The 23,478-nt window shown below is 67.3% G+C and carries 22 protein-coding genes; 13 read left to right on the top strand and 9 right to left on the bottom strand.

Annotation, left to right across the window (positions count from 1 at the left end; all coding sequences use genetic code 11):
* Positions 1–47: 47 nt before the first annotated feature.
* On the bottom strand, positions 48–980 hold the full coding sequence (locus AC1DFR_RS02670; RefSeq protein ID WP_476872670.1) for an endonuclease domain-containing protein: 933 nt from the start codon (positions 978–980) through the stop codon (positions 48–50).
* Positions 981–1,137: 157 nt separating this feature from the next.
* Positions 1,138–1,713, bottom strand: coding sequence for a phosphoribosylglycinamide formyltransferase (gene purN, locus AC1DFR_RS02665; protein WP_476872669.1), 576 nt, complete (start codon positions 1,711–1,713; stop codon positions 1,138–1,140).
* A 39-nt stretch (positions 1,714–1,752) separates the two neighbouring features.
* Here purN and AC1DFR_RS02660 point away from each other — a divergent pair, with 39 nt between their 5' ends.
* A complete protein-coding gene (locus AC1DFR_RS02660; protein WP_476849143.1) occupies positions 1,753–2,196 on the top strand; it encodes a hypothetical protein in 444 nt (147 codons plus the stop codon).
* Positions 2,197–2,218: 22 nt separating this feature from the next.
* Here AC1DFR_RS02660 and AC1DFR_RS02655 read toward each other — a convergent pair whose 3' ends face one another.
* The gene (locus AC1DFR_RS02655; RefSeq protein ID WP_476859187.1) at positions 2,219–3,538 is read right to left on the bottom strand and encodes a cell division protein PerM; all 1,320 of its coding nucleotides are present in this window, start codon (positions 3,536–3,538) and stop codon (positions 2,219–2,221) included.
* 220 nt (positions 3,539–3,758) lie between these two features.
* Here AC1DFR_RS02655 and AC1DFR_RS02650 point away from each other — a divergent pair, with 220 nt between their 5' ends.
* Entirely contained in the window at positions 3,759–4,178 is a 420-nt protein-coding gene (locus tag AC1DFR_RS02650; RefSeq protein WP_476872668.1) for a DUF4383 domain-containing protein, read from the top strand.
* A gap of 233 nt (positions 4,179–4,411) precedes the next feature.
* On the opposite strand, the gene AC1DFR_RS02645 is transcribed toward AC1DFR_RS02650, so the two are convergent.
* Positions 4,412–4,879 carry a cytidine/deoxycytidylate deaminase family protein gene (locus AC1DFR_RS02645; protein ID WP_476863718.1) on the bottom strand — a complete coding sequence of 156 codons (468 nt, stop codon included), beginning with the start codon at positions 4,877–4,879 and terminating at the stop codon, positions 4,412–4,414.
* Positions 4,880–5,027: 148 nt separating this feature from the next.
* Complete coding sequence (locus AC1DFR_RS02640; RefSeq protein ID WP_459384138.1) at positions 5,028–6,332, bottom strand: MFS transporter; 1,305 nt, start codon at positions 6,330–6,332, stop codon at positions 5,028–5,030.
* Between the two features lie 590 nt (positions 6,333–6,922).
* Here AC1DFR_RS02640 and AC1DFR_RS02635 point away from each other — a divergent pair.
* The 8 genes from AC1DFR_RS02635 to fdxA all read left to right on the top strand — a co-directional run bounded on the left by AC1DFR_RS02635 (position 6,923) and on the right by fdxA (position 14,900).
* Positions 6,923–7,531 carry a helix-turn-helix domain-containing protein gene (locus tag AC1DFR_RS02635; protein WP_028277301.1) on the top strand — a complete coding sequence of 203 codons (609 nt, stop codon included), beginning with the start codon at positions 6,923–6,925 and terminating at the stop codon, positions 7,529–7,531.
* Between the two features lie 264 nt (positions 7,532–7,795).
* Positions 7,796–9,178 carry an FAD-dependent oxidoreductase gene (locus AC1DFR_RS02630; protein WP_476872667.1) on the top strand — a complete coding sequence of 461 codons (1,383 nt, stop codon included), beginning with the start codon at positions 7,796–7,798 and terminating at the stop codon, positions 9,176–9,178.
* Positions 9,175–10,422, top strand: coding sequence for a CaiB/BaiF CoA transferase family protein (locus AC1DFR_RS02625; protein ID WP_476859190.1), 1,248 nt, complete (start codon positions 9,175–9,177; stop codon positions 10,420–10,422). The genes AC1DFR_RS02630 and AC1DFR_RS02625 overlap by 4 nt, the downstream gene beginning before the upstream one ends.
* Positions 10,419–11,249, top strand: a complete 831-nt coding sequence (locus tag AC1DFR_RS02620; RefSeq protein WP_476872666.1) for an enoyl-CoA hydratase-related protein — start codon at positions 10,419–10,421, stop codon at positions 11,247–11,249. The genes AC1DFR_RS02625 and AC1DFR_RS02620 overlap by 4 nt, the downstream gene beginning before the upstream one ends.
* 62 nt (positions 11,250–11,311) lie before the next feature.
* Entirely contained in the window at positions 11,312–12,244 is a 933-nt protein-coding gene (locus tag AC1DFR_RS02615; protein ID WP_476872665.1) for a dihydrodipicolinate synthase family protein, read from the top strand.
* On the top strand, positions 12,244–13,032 hold the full coding sequence (locus AC1DFR_RS02610; RefSeq protein ID WP_223915886.1) for an SDR family oxidoreductase: 789 nt from the start codon (positions 12,244–12,246) through the stop codon (positions 13,030–13,032). Before AC1DFR_RS02615 ends, AC1DFR_RS02610 begins: the two co-directional genes overlap by 1 nt.
* A 56-nt stretch (positions 13,033–13,088) precedes the next feature.
* Positions 13,089–14,564, top strand: a complete 1,476-nt coding sequence (locus AC1DFR_RS02605) for an aldehyde dehydrogenase family protein (protein WP_476872664.1) — start codon at positions 13,089–13,091, stop codon at positions 14,562–14,564.
* Positions 14,565–14,570: 6 nt separating this feature from the next.
* Positions 14,571–14,900 carry a ferredoxin gene (gene fdxA, locus AC1DFR_RS02600; RefSeq protein ID WP_476872663.1) on the top strand — a complete coding sequence of 110 codons (330 nt, stop codon included), beginning with the start codon at positions 14,571–14,573 and terminating at the stop codon, positions 14,898–14,900.
* 41 nt (positions 14,901–14,941) lie between these two features.
* On the opposite strand, the gene AC1DFR_RS02595 is transcribed toward fdxA, so the two are convergent.
* The 3 genes from AC1DFR_RS02595 to AC1DFR_RS02585 all read right to left on the bottom strand — a co-directional run bounded on the left by AC1DFR_RS02595 (position 14,942) and on the right by AC1DFR_RS02585 (position 17,842).
* Positions 14,942–16,654, bottom strand: coding sequence for a SulP family inorganic anion transporter (locus tag AC1DFR_RS02595; RefSeq protein ID WP_476872662.1), 1,713 nt, complete (start codon positions 16,652–16,654; stop codon positions 14,942–14,944).
* A gap of 156 nt (positions 16,655–16,810) precedes the next feature.
* The gene (locus AC1DFR_RS02590) at positions 16,811–17,248 is read right to left on the bottom strand and encodes a VOC family protein (protein WP_230012177.1); all 438 of its coding nucleotides are present in this window, start codon (positions 17,246–17,248) and stop codon (positions 16,811–16,813) included.
* A gap of 54 nt (positions 17,249–17,302) precedes the next feature.
* A complete protein-coding gene (locus AC1DFR_RS02585; RefSeq protein WP_476872661.1) occupies positions 17,303–17,842 on the bottom strand; it encodes a GNAT family N-acetyltransferase in 540 nt (179 codons plus the stop codon).
* 203 nt (positions 17,843–18,045) lie between these two features.
* Here AC1DFR_RS02585 and AC1DFR_RS02580 point away from each other — a divergent pair, with 203 nt between their 5' ends.
* Complete coding sequence (locus AC1DFR_RS02580) at positions 18,046–19,272, top strand: serine hydrolase domain-containing protein (protein ID WP_476872660.1); 1,227 nt, start codon at positions 18,046–18,048, stop codon at positions 19,270–19,272.
* Complete coding sequence (locus tag AC1DFR_RS02575) at positions 19,269–20,216, top strand: HNH endonuclease (protein WP_476872659.1); 948 nt, start codon at positions 19,269–19,271, stop codon at positions 20,214–20,216. The genes AC1DFR_RS02580 and AC1DFR_RS02575 overlap by 4 nt, the downstream gene beginning before the upstream one ends.
* Before the next feature lie 32 nt (positions 20,217–20,248).
* On the opposite strand, the gene AC1DFR_RS02570 is transcribed toward AC1DFR_RS02575, so the two are convergent.
* Entirely contained in the window at positions 20,249–21,670 is a 1,422-nt protein-coding gene (locus AC1DFR_RS02570; protein WP_476872658.1) for a phenylacetate--CoA ligase family protein, read from the bottom strand.
* Positions 21,671–22,025: 355 nt separating this feature from the next.
* On the opposite strand from AC1DFR_RS02570, the gene AC1DFR_RS02565 reads away from it, so the two are divergent.
* Complete coding sequence (locus tag AC1DFR_RS02565; RefSeq protein WP_476859199.1) at positions 22,026–23,462, top strand: flotillin family protein; 1,437 nt, start codon at positions 22,026–22,028, stop codon at positions 23,460–23,462.
* The last annotated feature ends 16 nt before the right edge of the window (positions 23,463–23,478 follow it).

Genomic DNA, 23,478 nt, shown 5'->3' with positions numbered 1-23,478 from the left:
TCGCAGCAGGGGCCGTTCTGAGTCTTCAGAACGGCCCCTGCTGCGAGCTACTTGGGCTGCCAGCCGCGGTAGGCGAGAGCGGCGCGGACCTTGGTCACGGCGGCGCGCGCGTCGTTCTGCATGTGCCGTTTTGAGATCCTGACCAGGGTCCAGCCCGCGCCGCTGTAGTCCTCTTCCCTGGCGATGTCGCGGATGACCTGGGCCGCGTCGGAGTGCACGGCCCCCTCATACTCCACAGCAACCCGGTGTTTCGGATAGGCAAGATCAGGTTGACGCACGACGCCGGAGCGCAGGACCGTGCGCACGTTCAGTTCCGGTTCCGGTAGTCCTGAGCGGCAGAGGGCAAGCCGGAGTCTCGTCTCGGGGGCCGAATCCGCACCGATTCGGGCCTGCTCCAAGGCGAGCCGCGCCTTGCGGATACCGGGTGTTCCCTTGTGGCGGTCCAGCATCTCGGCCAGTTCCCCGGGACGGGCATAGGGCATGGTCCGGCTTTCAAACTCGGGCCGGGGATGGCGCAGCAGGTGGTCCGCCACCACGGTCAGTTCGTCAATGCTCATCTTCCGGGCGCAGTCCAACCACGTCCTGGTCCGTGAGGTTACCAGCACACCGTCGATCGTGGTGATTTCGTCGGCGAAGAATTGCCCGACATGGCCAATCACGCCCCTGCGCCGCGGTATCGCCATGGAGTCCGGACGAGATATGTGGATGCCGAGGGCACCAGAGCCCGGGAGAAAGCCCGGGAAGTCCCAGATCAGGAAGGCGGTCGCGTGGGAGGCTGCCGAGAACTGCGTGACAAGAGTTAGGGGCCGGGCATGGTGCGCTAGTTCAACGGGGTATTCTGCTGGCAACCGGATCCCGCGGCTCGGAACTTGGAGGGAGCGATGCCTGAGCCGGCGCCGGCTGACTCCGGCGTCGACGGCCTCCCTGACTGTAAACGGCGCCGAACCGAGCGGGGACGGGAGCGGCCGGGGTGTCTTCATCGACCCATCGTCGCAAAACCGAGGACTGCCTCGGAGAGTTATCCACAAGCCCCGGCCCGTCCTCCCAACTGACTCGCAGCAGGGGCCGTTCTGAGCGCTCAGAACGGCCCCTGCTGCGAGCTAGTTGGGTCAAGCGCGGAAATCAGGCAGCGGGAAATCAGGCAGGGGTGTGGGCCGCGGCGAGGGAAGCCAGAGTGGAGACCAGGAGCCGGCGTTCCACCACCTTGATGCGCTCGTGCAGGGATTCCTCGCTCTCGCCGTCCCCGACCGCCACGGCTTCCTGCGCGATGATGGGGCCCGTGTCCACCCCGGCGTCGGCCCAGTGCACCGTGCAGCCGGTGACCTTCACGCCGTAGGCCAGCGCGTCGCGGACACCGTGGGCGCCGGGGAAGGACGGCAGCAGCGCCGGGTGCGTGTTGAGGTATTTGCCGCCAAACGCGTCGATGAAGTCGGCGCTGACAATCCGCATGAAGCCCGAGGACACCACCACATCCGGGGCGAAGCCGGCGACGGCTTCGGTCAGGGCCGCGTTCCAGGCGGCCCTGTCCGGGTAGGCCTTGAAGTCCACCACAAACGTGGGAATCCCGGCGGCGGCGGAGCGTTCCACCCCGAACGTCCCCGGCCGGTCGGCGCCGACGGCGGCGATCTCGACGTCGAGATCGCCGGACTTCACGGCATTGATTACTGCCTGGAGGTTGGAGCCGGTGCCGGAAACGAGGACAACTATGCGCATGGTCCTAGCTTATGGGGCCGCTCGCGTAGGCTGGAAAACATGAATCCCCCCACGGAATCCGGCAGCGGCCAGTCGGACCGGCAACCGGCCGGCCAGGCAGCACAAGATTCCGCACGGCTGACGCACACCCTGTTCCGGCTGTTCGTCATCGCGGTCCTGGGCTCGTTCTTCGTCTTCCAGCTCGATGTGGGTTACGTGTGGCTGACGGCGCTGCTCACGGTGGCGGGGATTGTGCTGGGCATCGTGGTCCTGGTCCGGGCGGTGAAATACAAGGAATCACGGCTGGTTCTGTACGGCGCGATATCCGGGCTGGTGGTTTCGGCGGTGATGCTGCTGGTGGTCCTGGCCTCGACGCTGTTCTTCAACCAGATCCGCGATTACCAGCAGTGCGTCCGCTACGCCCTGACGCAGCAGGCAACCTCGGAATGCAGGACGCAGCTGGAGAAGTCCCTGCCGGGCCAGCTGCCCACGCAGCTGCGCTAACAGCTGCACCGACGCCGCTGCCCTAGCGGCTGCTGACCGTCTCCAGGTCTGCCTCGCGCAGCTTCTGCTGGCGTTCCAGCCACGGTCCGGCCGCGTAGCCGATCACGACGCCGATTCCGACCTCCGCGGCCACGAACAGCGCCGTGCGCAGCGGGTCGGGCCCGATCTCCGTCAGCCGACCGATGCCGGCCGAACCGCGGGCCAGCCAGGCGAGCCCCGCCGCGAGCAGCCCGGCGACGGAGCCGATCACCGCGCCCAGCACCAGGGTGGAGGCGGCGGCGGTAAACCAGCGGGCCCGGATCTTGATGGACAGCCATTCGTCGAAGTGGTTTTCGCCTTCGCGCAGGAACCACCAGCCGGCCAGCGCCCCGGCCAGCGCAGGCACCACCAGGGCCACGAAGCCGAAGTCGAGGGAACCGGCAGGCAGGGCGGCGAACACCGGAACGGACGGCAGCGGCCCGACGGCGGTCCCGAGCGGTCCGGCCAGCGACCCGACGCCCAGGGCGAACCCCGCGCCGGAGATCCAGGCCAGGGCAAAGACGACGAGGTTGGGCAGGAAGCCGAGCTGCACGATGGTGAGGACACCGCCGCCCATGGCACCGGCGTCGAGCCCTTCATAAACGGCGACCACAAGGTTCCAGTGGATGAAGAGGTCGACGGCAAGCAGCGCGGCGGACATCGCCAGGCTCGCCATCAGCGCCACCGAGCCTGCCTTGATGGCCGAACCCAGGTAGGACCCGGCCCAACGCGAGTGCTGGCTGGTACGGGAGAGCCAGGCCACGGCGTCCACGCCGATCAGCCGGCTCCACGACCCGGCCTCGCGGCGCGCGCCCACCACCATGCCGAGCCCGAACGGGACGAGGGGAATGAACGCGGCGGCCCACAGGCTGATGCCGACGTCGGCCGTGCGGCAGACGAAGCCCGTTGCAATCCCGAATCCGGCATACGCCAGCCAGGAGCCGAGCAGCGCCTGCCAGAGCTGGTCCGTATATGAGGCGCGGGCAAGGCGCCGACCGGCGCGCCAGGCGAGCAGGAACGGGATGAGGGCCAGGCCCAGCGGGATGAGCGAGAGCGTCCCGGATTCCGGCTGCGCGGCGGACCCGGCACCGGCGGTGTCCAGCAGCAGGGGCACGCCGTGGATCAGCAGCCAGGCCTGGCCGGCCAGGCGTGCCAGGACATCGAATCCGTCATGCTGGAATCCGGCCGTGGCCCAGACAATGACGATCGGGGCCACCACCACGAGGGCGGAAATGACGGCGGCCTGGGCGGACTCGAGGGCACCCTGCAGCCACAGGGGCATGGGAAGGCCACGTTGTCCGGTCTGATCAGCGCGCAGTTTCATCGAGATCCATGGTGCCACGGGCCCGGCACCCGGCCGGTTTCCGACAGGCACATTGGCCGGATCCGCCGGATTTGCCGTCGGTGGCCCCCGGCGCTTTTTGCGCACCCCGGTCGTAAAATTGTAAATGTCCGCAATCAGTGGTTGGAGGCAGATAATGACTACCGCATCTCCTCATGCGCACGGCGTTCATTTTGGTCGGACAGATGTACAGAACGTCGGCATGGGTGCAGGTATCGTCCTGATCGTCGTGGGCATCCTGGGGTTCATCCCCGGCATCACTACGAATTACAGCGAACTGAGGTTCTTCGGGCCCGATTCCAAGGCCCTGTTCCTGGGCCTGTTCCAGGTGTCGATGTTGCTGAACATCGTTCAGCTCGCGATCGGCGCCACCGGCCTGACCATGTCCCGGACTGCCACGGGCGCCCGGAATTTCCTCATGGGCTCCGGTCTGCTGTACATCGTCCTTAGCATTTACGGTTTCATCGTCGGCGTGGATTCGGCGGCCAACTTCCTGTCGCTGAACACCATGGACAATTGGGCCTTCATGGTGATGGGCGTAGTAATGGCCGGCGCAGGCTGGCTGATGACAAGGCACCTGGAAGAAGACGTAAAGACCCGGTCATCAACCCCCGGGACATAGGGAGCCGCGAATGAGTAACGTTTCATAGTATTCAGAAAATTCGTACTACCTGCTGGTGCAGCGGTTTAGCGGAAACGCGGCGGCTGCACCAGCTTTCTGTGTGGCGTCTGGGGCCGCCCGACGGCGGAACCTCCCGGCATCACGGAAGGCCGGGACTTTGTGAGTCCCGGCCTTCCGTGATGCCCTACCGCTGCCGTTGCCGCCGGTGATGATGCGGGTGCCGCGGCGGCTCGTTAGCTTGCGTGTTCCTGAACGCGGGGCGGAACAGTGTCCCACTCCGTTTCGGTGGCACGCATCCAGGGAAAGGGCAGCAGTTCCTTGATCCGGACCTTGCCCACCTCGCCCCCGGCATCGACCAGTACAGACGTCTCGGTTCCGTAAGAACGCAGCAGCTCCCGGCAGAGGCCGCACGGGTTGGTGACCTGGGGGTGTCCCTGCCCGTCCATACTGACGGCTACCACGGTGTGGATTGCTGGCTCCTGGGCCATGCGGGCATTGGCGAGGGCGCTGGATTCGGCGCACACATTAATGCGCTTGGCGCCAATGTGCAGTCCGAGATAGATGGCCCCCGACTCACCGCGCATGGCGGCCGCCACCCGGTGGTTCTCGCTGTGGTGGGCGGTGAGCAACAGCGCGCGCGCTGCCTCGTAAAGCTCCACGTCGGAGGCGTCGAGATCAAAGGAGATCACGTTTGCCTGCAAACCGTTTGTGTCCGGGCGACTGGCGTCCATGAGGGTTCCCACTTTCCGTTCCTGCTTACCGCTGTTCCTGCGTGCCTGTGTTCTGGCCTGGCTGTTTTGGTAACCGGCTGTCTTCGTAACCCGCCGTGGTCGTAGCCGGCTGTTTGCTCTACCGGCCGATGAAGATGCCGTTCTTCTTCCGGGCGAGCAGGTAGAAGACGATGCTGAGCGCCGACAGGACAGCCACGTAAACGGGGAAGATCCAGGAGGCGTTCATGGACTGGAGCCAGACCAGGAGGTAGGAGGCCGTGCCACCGAAGAGGGCGACGCCCAGGCCGTAGCCGAGCGCGGTGCCGGCACCGCGGCAACCCTTCGGCATCAGGGAGCTGGTGACCACGTTGTACAGGGTCATGTTCAGGACCAGCACAACCGAGCCGCCGAGGAGGACGGCCGCGAAGCCGGCGATGCCGGGCTTGACGTACATCAGCATCAGGAACACGGACGGAATGGCCAGCGCACGGGTGATCAGGAACCACTTGGACATTGACTTGCCGTCAGCGACCTTGCTGATGATGAGGCTGCCGACAACCAGCACGACGCCGAGGATGGTGGTGAGCGCGAAGACGGCGGTTGCGTCCTCCTTGAAGCCGGTGCGGGCCGCCGTGGGAAGGCCGGTGTTCCAGGCGTAGTTGTAGGCCTGCGCCGCGCCGACGACGAAGGTGATGGCCAGGACGCTGAGCCAGTGCTTGCGCACTCCACCCCAGACGGTCTTGGCGGAGTTGTTCGCCAGTTCTTCCGGTTTCATGGTTTCCGGAAGCGTCCGGCGAAGGTAGACAACGACGAAGCCGAAGGCTGCGCCGACGATGAACGGCACACGCCATCCCCAGTCGGCCATGACGGCCCCACCGAGCATCAGGGACGAGAGGTAGCTGACCAGCGAGGCGAGCAGGATGCCTGCGTTGACGTAGAAGGAGATGATGCCGGCGACAAAGCCCTCGCGTCCCTCGGGGACGAGTTCGACGGCGTGGGCGGTGGACAGCGGAGCTTCGACACCGGTGGAGATGCCCTGAACGATGCGGCAGACCAGCAGGATGACGCCGGCCGCGGGGCCAATCTGGTCATAGGTCGGCGACACGGCAATGATCAGGGTGGTGATCGCCATCATCATGATGGACCAGAGCATTACCCGCCGTCGTCCGATCCTGTCGGCGAAGGTGCCGAGCAGGATGCCGCCCAGCGGACGGAACGCGAAGCCGACGGCAAAGACTGCCAGCGCGCTCAGCGTCGCGGCAACGGGGTCCTGCGACGGGAAGAACTTGGGTCCGATGAAGGCCGACAGCAGGCCGAAGACCATCCAGTCGTACCATTCCAGGGTGTTTCCAAGTCCAAGGCCGAGCAGTCCCCGGCGGACTTCCGGAGATAGCCGGGACTTGCGGCCGGTCTCCAGGTCAGTCTTGACGACAGTGTCAGTCATGATTCCTTTTTCCTTCCCCCGCACTTTCGGGGTGCGTGAGGGTACGGATTGCCGGCGGGCACCCCTGTTGGGGTCGCCGGCAATCGAAACTATCGTTTGGCTTGGTCCGCGGGGCGGGACCGGCTCACCACATGGGAGGCGAGTTAGCCCAGATAGCTACGCATGCCTCTTCGTAGCGCTTGAATGCAAACGGGCCATCCAGCTCGGCAACAAGGAACTGGTCCCTGGTGACCGGCCAACATCGTGCTCTGCGGATGGCTTGGCAGATGTCACGGCAGCTTGGCTTAAGGAAAGGAACGTGTTCGCGGGTCGGATGCACCTTCCGCCAGAAGGCTGTGCGCCCTAACCTGTTTGAAGCGTTCTTCCCAAAAGTGTTGCGGCTCACACAACTATATTGAAGATCTTCACAGAGTCAATGGTTTTCGGAGAAGTCCCGTCCGCCCGCAGCAGGCCGGGCCCGGGCCGGATTACAAAGCCCCACGTCAGGCGCAGATTCGGCCCGGAACCGTAAAAATATTCACTAAAACCTTGATTCGCTAAAAGTTTTCACTATAGTTATGTGTGTTAGCTCACCAAGAGAGAGTCGGAGCATGACCAACGAAATCGTCACGGGACATTCCCCCGCCGGCACAAGCGTTCTTCTTGCCACCGTCGGCAACAAGGTCCGCAACATGCGCAAGGACAAAGGGATGACCCTTGCGAAGCTCTCGGAAGTCACTGGCCTCAGCCCGGCGATCGTCAGCCAGATCGAACGCGGCCTGGCCAATCCCTCTTTCACCACCTTGGCGCAGCTGGCACATGGCCTGGACATTCCGGTGGGGAAGTTCTTCCTCGGACAGGAGGAAACCAGGTCCCCCGTGGTCCGCAAGGCCGAGCGGCGGAACCTCAAGGGCGTCACCAAGAAGTCCGTGGGTGAAGCAGTCTATGAACTGCTCACCCCGGACCTCAACGGTGCGCTGGAGGCCCAATGGATCGTGAGTCCGCCAGGCCACGACACCAGCGCCACTCCTTTCCGGCACAGCGGCGAGGAATTCGGCATCGTGCTCTCCGGCCGGAAGGACATCTTCCTGGACGGCGAGAAGTACACCCTGGAAGAAGGCGATTCGATCACCTTCTCCTCGGATACGCCCCACTGGTACAAGAACAGCTACGAAGAGGTCTGCGTAGCAATCTGGGTTAACGCACCTCACGCGTGGTGATCCGCCGGCCCTAGCCGCCGTCACCTTTCTCCGGTCCGGACGCCTCTTCTATACCGCGGTGTCCGCCGGAACCCCTCCAACAGCCCGCACCACGGCCCCGCAACGGGCCGCGATGCGTCATACCCTCTGCCGGGTCGATTTCGCGGTCAGCGTTGCCGCGTTACTGCCGGGCACCGTCTTCTACGTCACCGGCACCGTTCCAACGGCACCCGTTCCCACGGCACGCCTCTAACGGCACTTCGGCCGAAACAGTAAGGATCCCCCATGAACCCGTCCACAGCCATGTCGTCGCTGGAACTCAGCACCACCACGGCGGACCTCACCGCCCCCGTCATTTCCCGCTCCGACGTCCTCGTCGTCGGCGGTGGCCCCGCAGGCGTGGCCGCAGCCGTCACCGCGGCCCGCTCGGGCGCCTCTGTCACGCTGCTGGAACGCTACTCCTCCCTGGGCGGCCTCGCCTCCGGCGGCATGGTCCTGGTGCTCGATGACATGATCAACGGCCAGGAAATCACGGTCACCGGCATCGTCTCCGAGTACGTCGAGCGGCTGCAGAAGCTGGGCCTGGCGATCGTCCCGCCGGCCGATGACCGCAAGACCTCCGAGGAACTGTGGAACAAGTGGGGCCGCTACGGCACCTTCGACTTCCACTCCCACACCACTCCCAAGCCGGTCTGCTACGCCGCAGCCTTCGACCCGGACGGCTGGAAGCGTGTCTCCAACGACCTCGTCCGCGAGGCGGGCGTCAACCTGCGCCTGCACTCCTGGTTCTCCCGCCCCATCGTGGACAACGGCGTCATGAAGGGCGTCATCTGCGAGACCAAGTCCGGCCCGCAGGCCTTCATGGCCGACATCGTCATCGACACCACCGGCGACATCGACGTCGCCTCCCGGGCCGGCGCCAGCTACGTCAAGGACAGCTACCTCACCACGCTCGTCTTCCGCCTGGGCAACGTCGACACCAACGCCGCGGAGGCCTTCGAACAGGCCAACCCGAAGGTAGCCCGCGCCATCAACCGCAAGATCAAGCGCCTCCTCGGCGGCGCCTGGGAACTGTGGTGGCTCAAGACCCCCATCGACGGCGTCGTCTGGTGCAACGCACCCCACATGACCGGGTTCGACGGCGTCGACCCGGCGGACATGACGGCCGCCGAGTTCGCCGCGCGGGACCGCATCACCGAGGCCGTGGACTACGTCCGCGCCAACCTGCCCGGCTTCGAGAACTGCTACATGCTCGACGTCGCGTCCCAGATGGGCGTGCGCCAGACCCGCCTGCTCGAAGGCGAGTACGTCATGACCAAGGAAGATGTCACCTCCCGCCGCCACTTCGCCGACACCGTGGCCCGCGGCCGCGACTACTACTACCCCTTCCGCTCGCTGCTGCCCAAGGAAGTGGACCAGCTGCTCGTCGCCGGCCGGCACTACTCCGCCACCCCCGAGGCCCAGAAGATGTCCCGCGAGATCCCGCCCTGCATGGCCATGGGCCAGGCAGTCGGCGTCGCCGCCGCGCTGGCGATCCAGAACGGCACCCTCGTCCGCGACGTCTCCGCCCTGGACATCCAGCAGGGCATGCGCCGGCACGGCGCGGACCCGGGCGACGTCCCGTCGTCGAACGCCACCCTTGACGTGGACGCGGTGGTGGGGGCATGAGCACCGTCATCGACGACCTGCTGTCAGGCACGACGGCGGCAACCGCCGCCGCTGAGGCCGGCACCCCGCTCCCGCTGGACGGAATCAAGATCGTGGACTTCACCCAGGTGTTCATGGGCCCGTCCTGCACCCAGCTGCTGGGCGACTACGGCGCGGACATCATCAAGGTGGAACGCCCCGGCGCCGGAGACATCTCCCGCAACTCGTTCCCGGACAAGGACGGCCAGGACAACCCGATCTTCCTGTCCATCAACCGGAACAAGCGCAGCATCTCCGTGGACACCCGCACCGATGAGGGCAAAGCCGTCCTCCGCCGGCTGCTCGCCGACGCGGACGTCGTGGTCAGCAACTTCCGCTCCGGCGTGATGGAGCGGATGGGCTTCGGCTACGAGGACCTCAAGGAGCAGAACCCGGGCATCATCTGGGCCTCCGGCACCGGCTTCGGCCCCGAGGGCCCCTACTCGCACAAGGGCGGCCAGGACGCGATCGCCCAGGCCTACTCCGGCGTCATGTGGCGGCGCGAGTCGGATGACATGAAACCGGCCATCTACCCCACCACGCTGTGCGACTACATCACGGGCATGCACCTCATGCAGGGCATCCTGCTGGCACTGCGCACCCGCGAGTCCGCCGGCGTCGGGCAGAAGGTGGAGGTGACCATGTACGACTCCATGCTGCACCTGCAGATGCAGGAGGCCTGCATGCAGCTCAACCGCGGCTACGAGGTCAACTGGGGCGCCATGCCGCTCAGCGGCGTCTTTGAAACCACCGACGGCGCCGTCTGCATGGTGGGCGGCTTCACCCCGGACCCGCTGCTGCGCATTTCCGAGGCCCTGGGCCTGGACGAGGACCTCACGCTGCGGCCCGAGTTCGCCAACCTCGAACAGCAGTTCAAGCACAAGCCGGCACTGCAGGCGATCTTCCGCGAGCGCATGGCCACCAACACCACCGAATACTGGACCACCCGGCTCGAAGACCAGGGGCTGCTCAACGCCCCGGTCCACACCCTGGAACAGACCCTGGCCGATGCGCAGACACACGCCAACAACATGATCGTCGAGGCGGAACACCCCGGCGTCGGCACCGTGAAGATGCTCAACGCACCCATCCGGCTCTCCGCCACCCCGCCCACCATCCGCCGGGTGGCCCCGCGCCTCGGCGAACACAACGTCGAGGTGCTGTTGGAGAACGGGTTCGACGCCGAGACCATCGAGCGCCTGCAGCAGCTGGGGGTCCTTCGGTGACCGCCGTTTCAGAGGCCGGGACGACCGCCTCGGTTCCCACCGCCGTTGACCAGGTCACCCTGACCATCGAGAACCACGTCGCTACCGTGGTCATCGACCGCCAGCACGTGCTCAACGCCGTCGACGGCGGCGCGCAGGCCCGGCTCAACGAGATCTGGGACCAGCTCGAAGCCGATCCGGACGTCCGCGCCGTGGTCATCACCGGCGCCGGGACCCGGGCCTTCTGCGTCGGGGCGGACATGTCCGCCTCCGCCGTGGACAAGACCGGGCTCGAATACTGGGCCGGTCTGGACCCGAACGGGTTCGGCGGGCTCAGCCTGCGCACCACGCTGGACATCCCGGTGATCGCCCGGGTCAACGGTTATGCGCTCGGCGGCGGCATGGAGATCGTGCTCGGCGCGGACATCGTAATCGCCGCGGACACGGCCCGCTTCGGGCTGACGGAACCGCGCGTCGGGCGCCTGGCGCTCGACGGCGGCATCCACCAGCTGGTGCGCCGGATCCCCTACACCCAGGCAATGGGCATGCTCCTGACCGGGCGGAAGGCCGAGGCCACCGAGATGCAGTCCATGGGCCTGGTCAATGAGGTGGTCCCCGCGGACCAGCTCGACGCCGCGGTACAGCGCTGGCTGGACCAGATCCTCGCCTGCGCCCCCACCTCGGTCCGGGCGGTCAAGCAGATGGTCACGCAGACCGCGCACCTGACCGCCGCCGAGGCCCGCGGCCTCCGGCTCCCCGCCCTCATGGCGGCGCTGGACAGCGAAGACTCCGCCGAGGGCGTCCGCGCCTTCCAGGAGAAGCGCCCGCCGCACTGGCCGGGACGCTAGCCGTTCCACGGCCCGAAGATTCAGCCGCTCGAAGAACAACAAGAGCTTAGAAGGAGAAACCAATGCGGGAGTCACTGACACCCGGCGTGTGGGGCGTCGTCGCCACACCGTTCCAGGGCAGCGCCCTGGATGTCGACACGGACAGCCTGGCCGGGCTCGTGAGCTACTACGAGTCGATCGGCGCCACGGGGCTCACGGTCCTGGGCGTGTTCGGCGAGGCCGCGGCCCTGACGGCGGCCGAGCGCAGCCTGCTCCTGGAAGTGGTCATGGAGGAAACGCGCCTGCCCCTCGTGGTGGGAGTGACTTCCCTCTTCACCGGCACGGCCGTCGATGAAATCCGTTCCATCCAGGCCGCCACCGGGGACCGGCTGTCGGCCGTCATGGTCCAGGCCAACTCCGCCACCCCCGGGGTGGTCATCGCGCACCTGAACGCCATCCACCACTCCACCGGCGCCAACGTGGTGCTGCAGGACTACCCGCTGGCCAGCGGCGTCCACATCAGCACCGAGGCGCTCATTTCGGTGGTGCAGGCCTGCGGCTTCGTCACCGCGGTCAAGGCCGAGGCACCGCCCACGTCCGTGGCGATCGGGCACCTCACCGCAGCCCTCGACGTCTCGGTCTTCGGCGGCCTCGGCGGCCAGGGGCTGCTGGACGAGCTCATGGCCGGCGCCGCGGGGGCGATGACCGGTTTCTCCTACCCGGAAGCGCTCATCGCCTGCGTGCAGGCCTGGCAGAAAGACGGCTACGAGGCCGCCCGCGATGCCCTGCTGCCCTACCTGCCGCTGATCAACTTCGAGCAGCAGGCGAAAATCGCGCTGGCCATCCGCAAGGAATGCCTGCACCAGCGCGGACTCATCGCCGACGCCGGCGTCCGGGCACCGGCCGCGCCGTTCCCGGAGGTTCTCCGGACCGGGCTGCGCACGCACCTGGCCGAGGCCGCCGAGGCCCTCGGCCAGAACCCGGCCGCCGTGCTGACCACGGCGGGGAGGAACTGATGGATTTCGGAATCAGCGGAAAGACCGCCTTTGTGGCCGCCTCGACCGGCGGCCTGGGCCTCGCCATCGCCCGGGCCCTCGCCGCCGAAGGCGTCCGGGTGGCCATCACCGGCCGGCGCGAAGTCCGCGCCAAGGAGATCGTGGCCGAACTGACGGACGCCTACGGACCGGGCGCCGTCGCCATCGAAGCGGACCTCAGCACCGCCGAAGGCGTGGCCGCAGCCGTCGAGCAGACAGTCGCGGAACTCGGGCCCATCGACATCCTGGTCCTCAACGGTCCCGGGCCGAAGCCCGGCGCGGCCGCCACACTCGGCGCGGACGACATCGCCGCGGCGTTCGAACAACTCGTCAAACCGCACCACGCCCTGGTCTCGCACATCCTGCCGGGCATGCGGGAACGGCGCTGGGGCCGGATCCTGGCCGTCGGGTCGAGCGGCGTCGTGGCACCGCTGCCGAACCTGGCCGTGTCCAACACCGGCCGCGCGGCGCTGGCCGGCTACCTCAAGACCCTCGCCGCCGAGGTGGCGCTGGACGCCGTCACGGTCAACATGCTCCTTCCCGGACGCATCGCCACGGACCGGGTCGCGGAACTCGACCAGGCCGCCGCCAAGCGGCGCGGCACCACGCCCGAGGAAATCCAGCTCGAATCCCGCAAGACCATCCCCGCCCGCCGCTACGGCGAACCCGAGGAATTCGGCGCCGCCGCGGCGTTCCTCTGCAGCGCCCCGGCCTCCTACATCACCGGCGTGGCACTGCGCTGCGACGGCGGCCTGATCCGCGGGCTCTAGCCACAGGCGCTGAACGCTCAGCACACACCCTGCTCCGACTCTCACGAAGGAACACCATGACTTCCACCGACACAGACACCTCAACCGCAACAGCCCGGGACCTTCTCACCGCCCGGCACCTGATCAACGGCGAATGGCTCGGCGGGGCGGACACCGAGCGGATGAACCCGGCCCGCCCGGGCGAGCTCGCCGCCCTCTCCCCCAGCGGCACCGCAGCCGACGTCGACGCCGCCATCACCGCCGCCGCCGCCGCGCAGCCGGCCTGGGCAGCACTGCCCGCCCCGTCCCGCGGCGCCATCCTGATGGCCGCCGGCAACCTGCTCCTGGAGCGCCAGACCGCCATCGCCGAGGACCTCGTCCGTGAAGAGGGCAAGACCCTCGCCGAGGCCAAGGGCGAGGTCAAGCGCGCCTCCGACGTGCTGCGTTTCTTCGGTTCCCTCGGCTGGGCCGCCACCGGTGAGGTGCTGCCCAGCGGCCTGCCGGACACCACCATCACCACCCGCCGCGAGGCTCTCGGCGTCGTCGGGCTCATCACGCCGTGGAACTTCCCCATCGCCATCCCGGCCTGGAAGTCCGCGCCGGCGCTGATCAGCGGCAACGCCGTGGTCATCAAGCCGGCCGAGCTCACCCCGCTCTCCGCCACGCACCTGGCCCGCGCCCTGCAGGACGCCGGGCTGCCCGCCGGCGTGTTCAACGTGGTCCACGGCAAGGGCCGCGTGGTGGGCGACGCCCTGGCCCGCGATCCCCGCATCGCCGGGTTGTCCTTCACCGGCTCCACCAGCGTCGGGCTGGGGCTGCAGGAGATCCTCAACGCCCGCCGCGCCCGGGTCCAGCTGGAAATGGGCGGCAAGAACGGCGTGCTGGTCCTGGACGACGCCGATCCCCGCAAGGCCGCCCAGGTGGTGGCGGCCGGCGCGTTCGGCCTCACCGGCCAGGCCTGCACCGCCACGTCCCGCGTCTACGTCACGCCCGGCATCCGCGAGGAATTCCTGGCGGCCCTCACCGAGGAAGCCGCGCAGTACAGGGCCGGCGACGGCCTCGAGGCCGCAAGGATGGGCGCCGTGGTGAGCAGCCAGCAGTTCGAACAGAACCAGGCCGCGGTGCGCACCGCCGTCGAACGCGGCGCCACGCTGCTGCACGGCGAGTACGACGGCGGCACGGACGCCGGGTTCCTCTTCCCGGCCGCCATCCTCACGGGCCTGCCCTTCGACGATGCCGCCGTGACCGAAGAGATCTTCGGACCCGTCGTGGCCGTCCTCGAGGTCCCGGACTACGAGGCCGGGCTCGCCGCGATCAACGACTCCCGCTACGGCCTGACCGCCGGGATCTGCACCGACTCCCTGGCGTTCTCCACGGACTTCGCCGCCCGCGCCCAGGCCGGCGTCATCAAGGTCAACCGTCCGACGGCGGGCCTGGACCTGAACGTGCCGTTCGGCGGAGTCAAGGACTCCTCCACCAACACGTTCCGCGAACAGGGGAAGTCCGCACTGGACTTCTTCACGTGGGGCAAGACCGTCTACACGGGTGTGTAGCCAGCCATGACGTACGTGATCGCCCAGCCCTGTGTGGATGTCAAGGACAAGGCCTGCATCGACGAATGCCCGGTGGACTGCATCTATGAGGGTGAACGCTCGCTCTACATCCACCCGTCCGAATGCGTGGACTGCGGCGCCTGCGATCCCGTCTGCCCGGTCGAGGCGATCTACTACTCGGACGATGTCCCGGACGAGTGGGACGACTACGTGCGCGCCAACGTGGAGTTCTTCGAGGAACTGGGGTCGCCGCAGGGCGCCTCAGCCCTCGGAAACCTGCACCGCGACCACCCGGTGGTGGCGCGTGCGCCTCTAGGCGCACGCGCCGTCGGCTGAGCCCGTGACTGAACTGGCTGATGACCGGGGACAACCGTTCCCTACCCCTCCCTTTTCTCCCGTTGGAACGCCCTCACTGCTTCGCTCACTGTTGGGTAGAAATGTTCGGGAGAGAAGCGGGCGCCCATGCCGTACTGCAACAATCTGTCTTTGACCGGGTCTTTGAGCTCGGCGAACACCAGGTCCACGCCGTGCCGGTCCAGCCATTCGTCAAGCTGCACCAACTCGTCCAGTGCAGTCGTGTCGATTCCCGTCACTGGTTCTGCCGCCAGCACCACGCGTTCTATGCCGTCCCCCGCCTGGTCCAGTTCGTTGCGAACGAAGGACCCCAACAAGGCGCCGTTGCCGAAGAACAGCGGTGCGTCGAAGCGCAGGATCAACAGGCCGGGGATGCGTTCCCCTTCCGGATGACGGCTCACGTCGTGGTACCCCGGAACCCCGGGCACGTCCACCAGTTCAGCACGGTAGGGGTCCCAGGCCTGCCGTAGGAAGTCCAGAATTGCCAAGCCGATGGCAACGGCGATGCCCGGGAGGACGCCCAGTATGGTCACCCCCAGGAAGGCCGCGAGCATCACCAACGATTCACTGCGGCTCATGCCGATGAGCCGTCGCACACCGGCCGGGTCGGCTATTGCGGCGGCTGCGGCGATGACAATGGCTGCAAGGGTTGTGGCCGGCAGGAACTCGGTGACGCCAGGCGCCACAAGCATGAAGCCGAGCACCAGGACGGCGCCTACGGCCCCCGTGAGCTGGGATTTCGCCCCGGACTCGACTGCCACCGGCGTGCGGGACGTGCTGGCCGACACCGGGAAGCCACCGAGCAGCCCGGTGGCAGCGTTCGCCGCGCCCAAGGCTGCCATTTCGTGGTTGCCGGATACCCTGCCGTCCTCTGCGGCCGCCAGGGATTGTGCCAGGGTACCGGTATCAACGAAGACGATGAGGGCGATCGCGGCGGCGGCGGGCAACAGTGTCAGGACGTCGGCCCAGCCAATTCCACCCAGGGCCGGTGCAGGGAGCCCCTGCGGGAGGGCACCAGTGACCTTCAAACGCTCTTGGAGTCCCAGCACGGCCACGGCGATGCAGGACACAACCACCGCAATGAGCACGCCCGGAACCTTCCATTTCAGCCGGCGGGGAACCCAGATGAGCGCCAGCGAGACCAAGCCGAGCAGTAGTGCCGTCAAATTGGTCTCGCCGGCAAGCACCTTCGGCACGGCGGCGATGAGTTTTTCCCAGGGTGTACCGCCTTCCACGGAGATCCCCAGGAGGGTGGGAAGCTGGGACACGGCCACCAGCAAGGCGATACCGTTGAGATAGCCGAGCCGGATGGGCTTCGACAGCAGTCCAGTGACGATTCCCAACCTCAGCACTGAGCCGAGCAGCAAGATGCCGCCAATCAGTATGGCGAGGAGACCGGCCAGGGCCACGGATTTCTGCTCGTTATCCGCGGCCAAGGGAATCAAGGCTGCCACGATCATCGGAGCGAGCGCGGAATCCGGGCCCAGCACCAGCACACGCGATGGCCCGACTGCCGCGTAGACAAGCAGGGGCACTACCGTCGCGTACAGGCCGGTCACCGGTGGAAGGCCGGCGGCCTGGGCGTACGCCATGCCAGCTGGGACCAAGATCGCGAAGAGCGCGGCGCCCGCCACCAAGTCGTGGCGCAGCCACTCGATCCTGTAGCCACGCAGGGCCGGCGGGACCGCCCAGAATGCAGTCCTTCCGGATCGGCGCATCTTCTGATCATGTCCCATCACGCCGCTGCTCGCCATCCATCATCGGGCGACCCCAGCCTTGCGCAGATAAATGTGAGCTGCCGGTTTGACTCTGGTGAATACTGACCCGGATGGGCCGCCAATCAGCTCGATCGCATGGCCGCGATTCACGGGCTAATCGGGCCGATCCGGGTGTCAGTCTTTTTTCAGTTTCTCGGCGAGCATCACGAGGATTCCGCTGGGACCTCGGAGGTAGGTGAGTTTGTAGACGTCACCGTAGGTCGCCACACCGCGTAGCGGACGGCATCCGTGCTTCGCAGCTACCTCAAGGGCCTCGTCGATGTCGTCAACCGAGAAGGCCACGCGGTGCATGCCGATGTCGTTGGGACGGGTTGGGTTCGACTCGATCGCTTTAGGGTGGATGTACTCGAAGAGCTCAAGTCGACCATGACCGTCCGGGGTCTGGAGCATCGCAATCTTGGCGTGGTTGCCATCAAGTCCGACGGCAGTGTCGGTCCACTCGCCGCTGACGGTATCACGGCCGACGACGGTGAGACCGAGGTCGGTGAAAAAGGCGATTGTTGCTTCGAGGTCACGAACCGCAATACCGACGTTTTCAAGTTTGATGGCCATGCGTTGAAGCTACCAAGACGGACCGACTAGCTCCAGTGCCGGGCCGGATTATGGTCAGAGTGTCTTCGTAGTGAAGAGAGAATCGCCGTGGATTTCGTCAGGTTCTACTTGCCCGGTTTCGACAAATCCGAGTTTGGCCAGCACACGGCGTGACGCTGTGTTCCAGTCACGGACTGTAGCCCACAGGCGTCGGTAGCCCGACGCCTGCGCCCGCTGGAGGACGGTCCACGAGGCCTCGGTCGCAAACCCGTGGCGCCAGACTTCGCGGAGGAACTCGAACGCGAGTTCTGGCTCTCCAGCCCGTCCGTGCTCGTTGGGAATCAGCCCGCAGTAGCCGATGACCTGCCCCGAACTCTTTTGCTCTGCGGCCAGCAACCCAGGGAAGGGGTGTCGGCTATCACGACGGATCCGGTCCTCGATATCTTCCAGCGTGGGGTGACCATCGGGACTGATGCGACGATGCGGAGGGACGCGAGGATCGCGCTCGGTCCACAGCTCGCGCAGGACGGCGGCGTCAGACACCCGCCATGGCCGCAGCAGCAGCCGATCCGTTTCGAAGACGACCTCGATCCGAGGTACTCGCGCATGGTCCACAGCGATAATTATGGATGATCGAAGGCTTTGAGCCCGCTGCGCCGGTTGCCCGCGATCTCGGAATGTCGGTCGAATCCATACCCGTGACTTATGGCTCTGGTCGACTGATGTCTGCCTGAGGACCATCACAAGCATTAGGACTGTGCCTGGCTGGGGGCGTTTTCCTGCCCTGACTGCACTCCCGACCTGCAAGAAGGACCCTCATGCCGATGGTCTGGATCCGCGAAAAATCCCGCCGGTTCACGGCCGCAATCCTCGCCGTCGTGCTTACGGCCGCCCTCGGCGGCTGCGTCCCCGGGCCGAAACCGCCGGCGCCGGCGTCGCCCGATTCCGGCTACCGGTCCGTGCTCGAACAGTTCGGCAGGAGATTGCTCGACGAGGGCGCCCCGGCCGTCCTCATCCAGGTCCGCGTGGGCGGGGACGAGTGGTCCGCGGCCTACGGGGTCCGAAACCTGAACAGCCCGTCCCGGGCCGAGATAACGGACCCGGTGCACATCGGCGGGGTCACCAAGTCCATGGTGGCCGTCTGCGTGCTCAAACTGGCCGAGGAGGGCCGGCTGGAACTGGACGCGCCGGTCAGCACCTACCTGCCGGAGTTCAACAAGGTGATGCACCCGCCGGGACCGGTCACGGTCCGCCAGCTGCTGCAGCACCGCTCCGGCATGCCGTCGGTGGACGGGCCGTTGTTCGATCCGGCCACAGTGCGCGAAGCCCTGACCACCAAGGTGAGCCTGGCGGATCTGCTGGCCATGGCGGGGCGGATCTCCTGGCAGGCGAAGCTGGCCCAGGGATTTGAGTACTCCAACTCGAATTACATTGCCCTGGCGCTGATCGTCGAGCGCCTCAGCGGCCGGCGGATCGGCGAGGTGATCAGCACCGACATCATCGAGCCGCTGGGTTTGAGCCAGACCTTGATGACGGCGGCCGGGCCGGCGCCGTCGTCCATGATCCACGGCTACATCGCGCTGGACCGCAAACAACTGGACGTCACCTATCCGGCCGCCCAGATCGACAACGCCGCGGGCGGCATGGTGTCCTCCGTGGCGGACGTGAATACGTTCTACCGCGCGCTGCTGCAGAACAAGCTGCTCAAGCCGGCGACGATCACGCAAATGGAGAGCCCGCTCTACGCCAGGTACGGACTCGGCGTGGTCCGCTGGAACGATCTGTGCACCAACGACTTCTACTACGGCCATCCCGGCGACGTGCCCGGCTACGGCACCATCACCATGACCAGCGCGGACGGAACCCGGCAGCTCACCATGGCCGTGGCCTACCCGCCGGAACCGCTCCCACGCGGGGACACCCACATTCTGCACCAAATGGAGTCCATCGCGGAGGACACCCTCAACGCCACGTGCATGACCGGGCCGACCGGGCCGCTCAACAATGCCGCAGGCAGTCCGGGCACTGCGACAATGGGCAGATGACAGCAATCATCCTCGTCTGGGACCCCGACGAATGGAACGATTGGACCTACCCGGCCGTGCTGGAAGAGGTCGCCGAAACCGGCCGGCACCTGGCCAGCTGGGACGTCGGGACCTCTCTCGACAGCGGAGCCGGCAACGCGGCCGGAAGCGCCGCCGGCACGGACGCGTGGCTGGTGCTCCAGGGCCGCCACGGACGCGGCCTGATCGGCCACGGCGTTATCGTCGCGGAACGGCCGGTTCCCCGCGTCCAGGCACCGGACTCCGCGAGCGCCGCCCGGACCGGCGTACCGGCCGACTCGCCGCCCGGCGCACCGCCCGGCGCACAGGCCCCGTCCCCGCTCTACGTCCAGGTGGACTTCGACGCCCTCCTGCCCGCCGGCGACCAGATCCCGACCGGGGTCCTCGCCGAGGCCGTGCCCGGCATCGACTGGGAAGCCCTTCACGGCCCCGCGCTGGCCGTCGACCCCGCCGTCGAGCCCCTGCTCCGCGCCCTCTGGGGTGAGGTTGGCCCGGTACCGGCGGACCCCACCCAGCCCGTGCCCGGCACCATCCCGGCGGCGGCGGTCACCCGGGTCGAAGTCAACAAGTACGAACACAGTCGGGACGCCCGGCGGGTCTGCGTCGCCCACCACGGGACCAGCTGCGCCGCTTGCGGATTCTCGTTTGAAATTGCTTACGGCGAGATCGGCAAGGACTTCATTCCGGTCCACCACCTGGTCCCGGTGTCACAGCTGGGCAGCGGGTATGAACTGGACCCCATCACAGACCTCGTCCCGCTTTGCGCCAACTGCCACGCCATGGCGCACCACGGGGTACGGACCCCGCGCAGCGTCGCGGAGCTGCGCCGGATCATGGCCGCCGCCGGGTTCCTGACCGGACAGTCCGTGACCCCGGAGCAGCTCCAGGCCCAGCGGGACGCCCGGCGGATCCTGGAACAGCACTAACAGCCCTAACAGCAGGGGCAGCAGCAGCCGGCTCAGGCGGACCACACCTCGCGGAACTTGCCGCTCCGGTCCGGCCGGGGCGGCTCATCGCTAAAGCGGACGTCGACGCCGGCGGCGCCCCGGGCCGCGAAGAACGCACCCAGGCGCTCCCCCACCGCCGTCCGCACGGCCGTCGTCGCGGCATCCGGCCAGAGCTCGAGCCGCACGGTGAGCGAGCGCGGCCCGGTGCGGATCGCCTGGAACCGGCGGACGCCGGCGGTCTCCTCGATCACCGTGCCCAGCGCCAACGGCAGCACGGTGACCACTTTCCCGTCCGACCCTGTCCTGTCGGCGGCAGCGAAGCTCAGCACGCCGCCGCTGCGGCCCTCGACCCGCAGCGTGGGAAACGGGCTGCCGCAGGCGCACGGGCTGGCAGCCAGCTGCACCCGGTCGCCAAGGTTGTACCGGATGAGCGGCTGGACCCGGTTGGCCAGGTTGGTGACCAGCACCGTGTGGGAGAGTTCGCCGGGCGGGACGGGCCGGAAGGCGTCGTCCACCGGTTCCACGATGTTCCAGTCCGCGTTGACGTGCAGCAGCCCTTGCCGGCAGCGGCTGGTCAGGGCGAGCGCCTCCGAGGCAAGGTATCGCTCAGTGACCCGGCAGCCGAGGGCCGCCTCGATCTCGGCCGCTGCGTGGGCTGCCAGGCTCTCTCCGGACGCGACCGCCAGGAGCGGATGAATCCGTAGCCGTCCCGCTTTCTGTTCGGCGGCCAGTTGCACCATGGCGCTCGGATACCCGTAAAGCACTGTCGGCTGGAAGTCGTTGAGGTCCGCCACGAGGTCCGGGAGCGGCCGGAGCACGGAGAATACGCGCACCCGGCGGGCGATGCGGGGGCTGCGCCGCCGCGCGGATTCGGTCAGCACGACGCCGGCAAAGTGATCCCCGTCCGCGATCAGCGCCGCGGCCCGCAGTCCCCGGTGCGGGAAAGCCCGCGCCTCCTTGGCCGCCATCAGGGTCCGCCGTTCGCGGATCGGGCCCAGGAGACTGGCCACCAGCTGCGAGGTCCGGTCATGGACCAGGACCGCGGGTTCACCGGTGGACCCCGACGTCGTCACCACGAGGTACTGTCCGCGGTAGAGGCCGCCGATCCGCGACGGGTCATCGAGCAGGTCGTGCTTCAGCCCGGCGAGCGTGATGTGGGGATCGGTCACCCAGTCATCGAAGTTCTCCATGAGCTCGCGCTTGCCCACCGGAGGCAGCTCCCCTAAATACCTGCCCAGGTCCTTGGCCCGGTCCATGGCTGCGTCCGGGACCACGTCCGGGACGTCCCGGTACAGCCTGCGGAAGAAGGGCGAGGAGGACCGTGCGCACTCGACCAGCGCGGCGAGCCGGTCGCGCTGCCGGCGGGCGACCTCATCCTGGCTTGCCCGACCGGCCCGCCAGATGTCCCACGCGATCCCGGCCGTCCGTGTCATCCCAAGAGGAGAGCCGCGCATCACCCATCACCCCTTCACGGGCAGGCACTCATGGCCTCCGCCGTTCCCCGCTCACTCAGGCAGGCGCGCTCGTCCGCCCTTCCACGCCCGCACCCTCTTCCACGCTGGCACGGCGGTGGAGGCTCCCAACAGGGGCTTTAGGCACCGGCGGGACCTGGGCGTATGCCCGGACATCGTCGAATTGCTGGACTCCCGGCCGGAAGCACCACAGACTGTGTACAACAGCTGGCTGGGCGGCGTGGGAATTCCTGCCTCCAGGCCGGCCGGGGACTACCAGCAGCATCGTTTGGGGCTTTGCTTAATTTCTTTTCCACCGCCGTGAAAGGACCTGGTTATGCCGGACTTGTCATTTTTGTATCCGCTCATTTCGATCATCCTGGGGGCGGTCGCCGTCGTCGGCGTCATCTGGGTGGCAACAAAACTGATGTGGAAGGTGGCGGAACCGAACGAGGCCCTCATTATCTCCGGCCTGACGCGCGGCACGCTGGAAACCCGTGAGGGGATGGACTTCAAGATCGTCACGGGCAAGGGGGCCCTGGTGCTGCCGGGCCTGCAGACGGTGCGGCCGCTGTCCCTGACGCTGAACGAAACCGAACTCAAGGTCTCCTGCGTCACCTCCCAGGGCATCCAGGTGATTGTCGACGGCGTGGTCATCTACAAGATCGGCGATGCCCCGCCGTTCATTGCCAACGCCGCGCGCCGGTTCCTGGGCCAGCAGCCCAAGATGGAAAGCCAGGTGTACAACGTCTTCGAAGGCCACCTGCGCTCGATCATCGGCAGCATGACGGTCGAGGAAATCATCCGCGAGCGCGACAAGCTGGCCTCCCAGGTCCGCAGCGCCAGCGGCGTGGAAATGGAGAAGCTGGGCCTCGTCGTCGACTCGCTGCAGATCAAGGACCTCCAGGACCCCACGGGCTACATCCAGAACATCGCCAAACCGCACATCGCCATGGTCAAGATGGAGGCCCGCATCGCGGAGGCCACCCGGAACCGCGAGGCGGCGGAAAAGGAAGCGGAGGCCGAGGCCTTGATTGCCGATGCCCGGAGCTTGTCCGCCATCCGGCAGTCCGAGGCGCAGGCCAATGCCGAGCGCGCCAAGGCGAACGCGGCCCAGGCCGGGCCACTGGCCGACGCCACGGCGCGCCAGCAGGTGGTGGTCCAGGAAACCGAGGTGGCCAAGCTCGAGGCCGACCGGGAGGAACAAAAACTGCAGACCACCGTCCGCAAGCCCGCCGACGCGAGGGCCTACGCCAAGCGCACCGACGCGGAAGGCCAGAAATCCGCGGACATCAGCGCTGCCGAGGCGCTGGCCCGGCGCACCGAGCTCGAGGCCCAGGCCAACGCCCGGCGGACCGAGGTGCAGGCCCAGGCGAACGCGACGGCGGCAGCAGCCGCGGCCGGGGCCACCAAGGTCACCGGTGAGGCCGAGGCCGCCGCCACGAAGGCCCGCGGCGATGCCGCCGCCTCCGCCATCAAAGCCAAGGCACTGGCAGAGGCAGATGGCATCAAGGCCCGCGCCGAAGCACTGGGCACCAACCAGGACGCCGTCATCTCCCAGCAGCTCGCCGAGAACATGCCGGCGATCGTGGCGGCGGCGGCCGAGCCGTTCGCGCACGTCGGCCAGATGACCGTTCTCAACGGCGGCGAAGGGGTCAACCGGATGATCGGCGGGATTTTGGCACAGGTGGGCGACTACCTCCCGGCGCTCTCCACGGCCCTCAAAAACACCCGGGATGGCGGCAAACGGCCGGCGAAGGCGCCTGAGGCGTAGGGGCGGGAATGCGCGC

This window comes from Arthrobacter sp. 05T410, from assembly GCF_056396505.1.
This window is presented reverse-complemented; position numbering and strand designations above follow the sequence as displayed.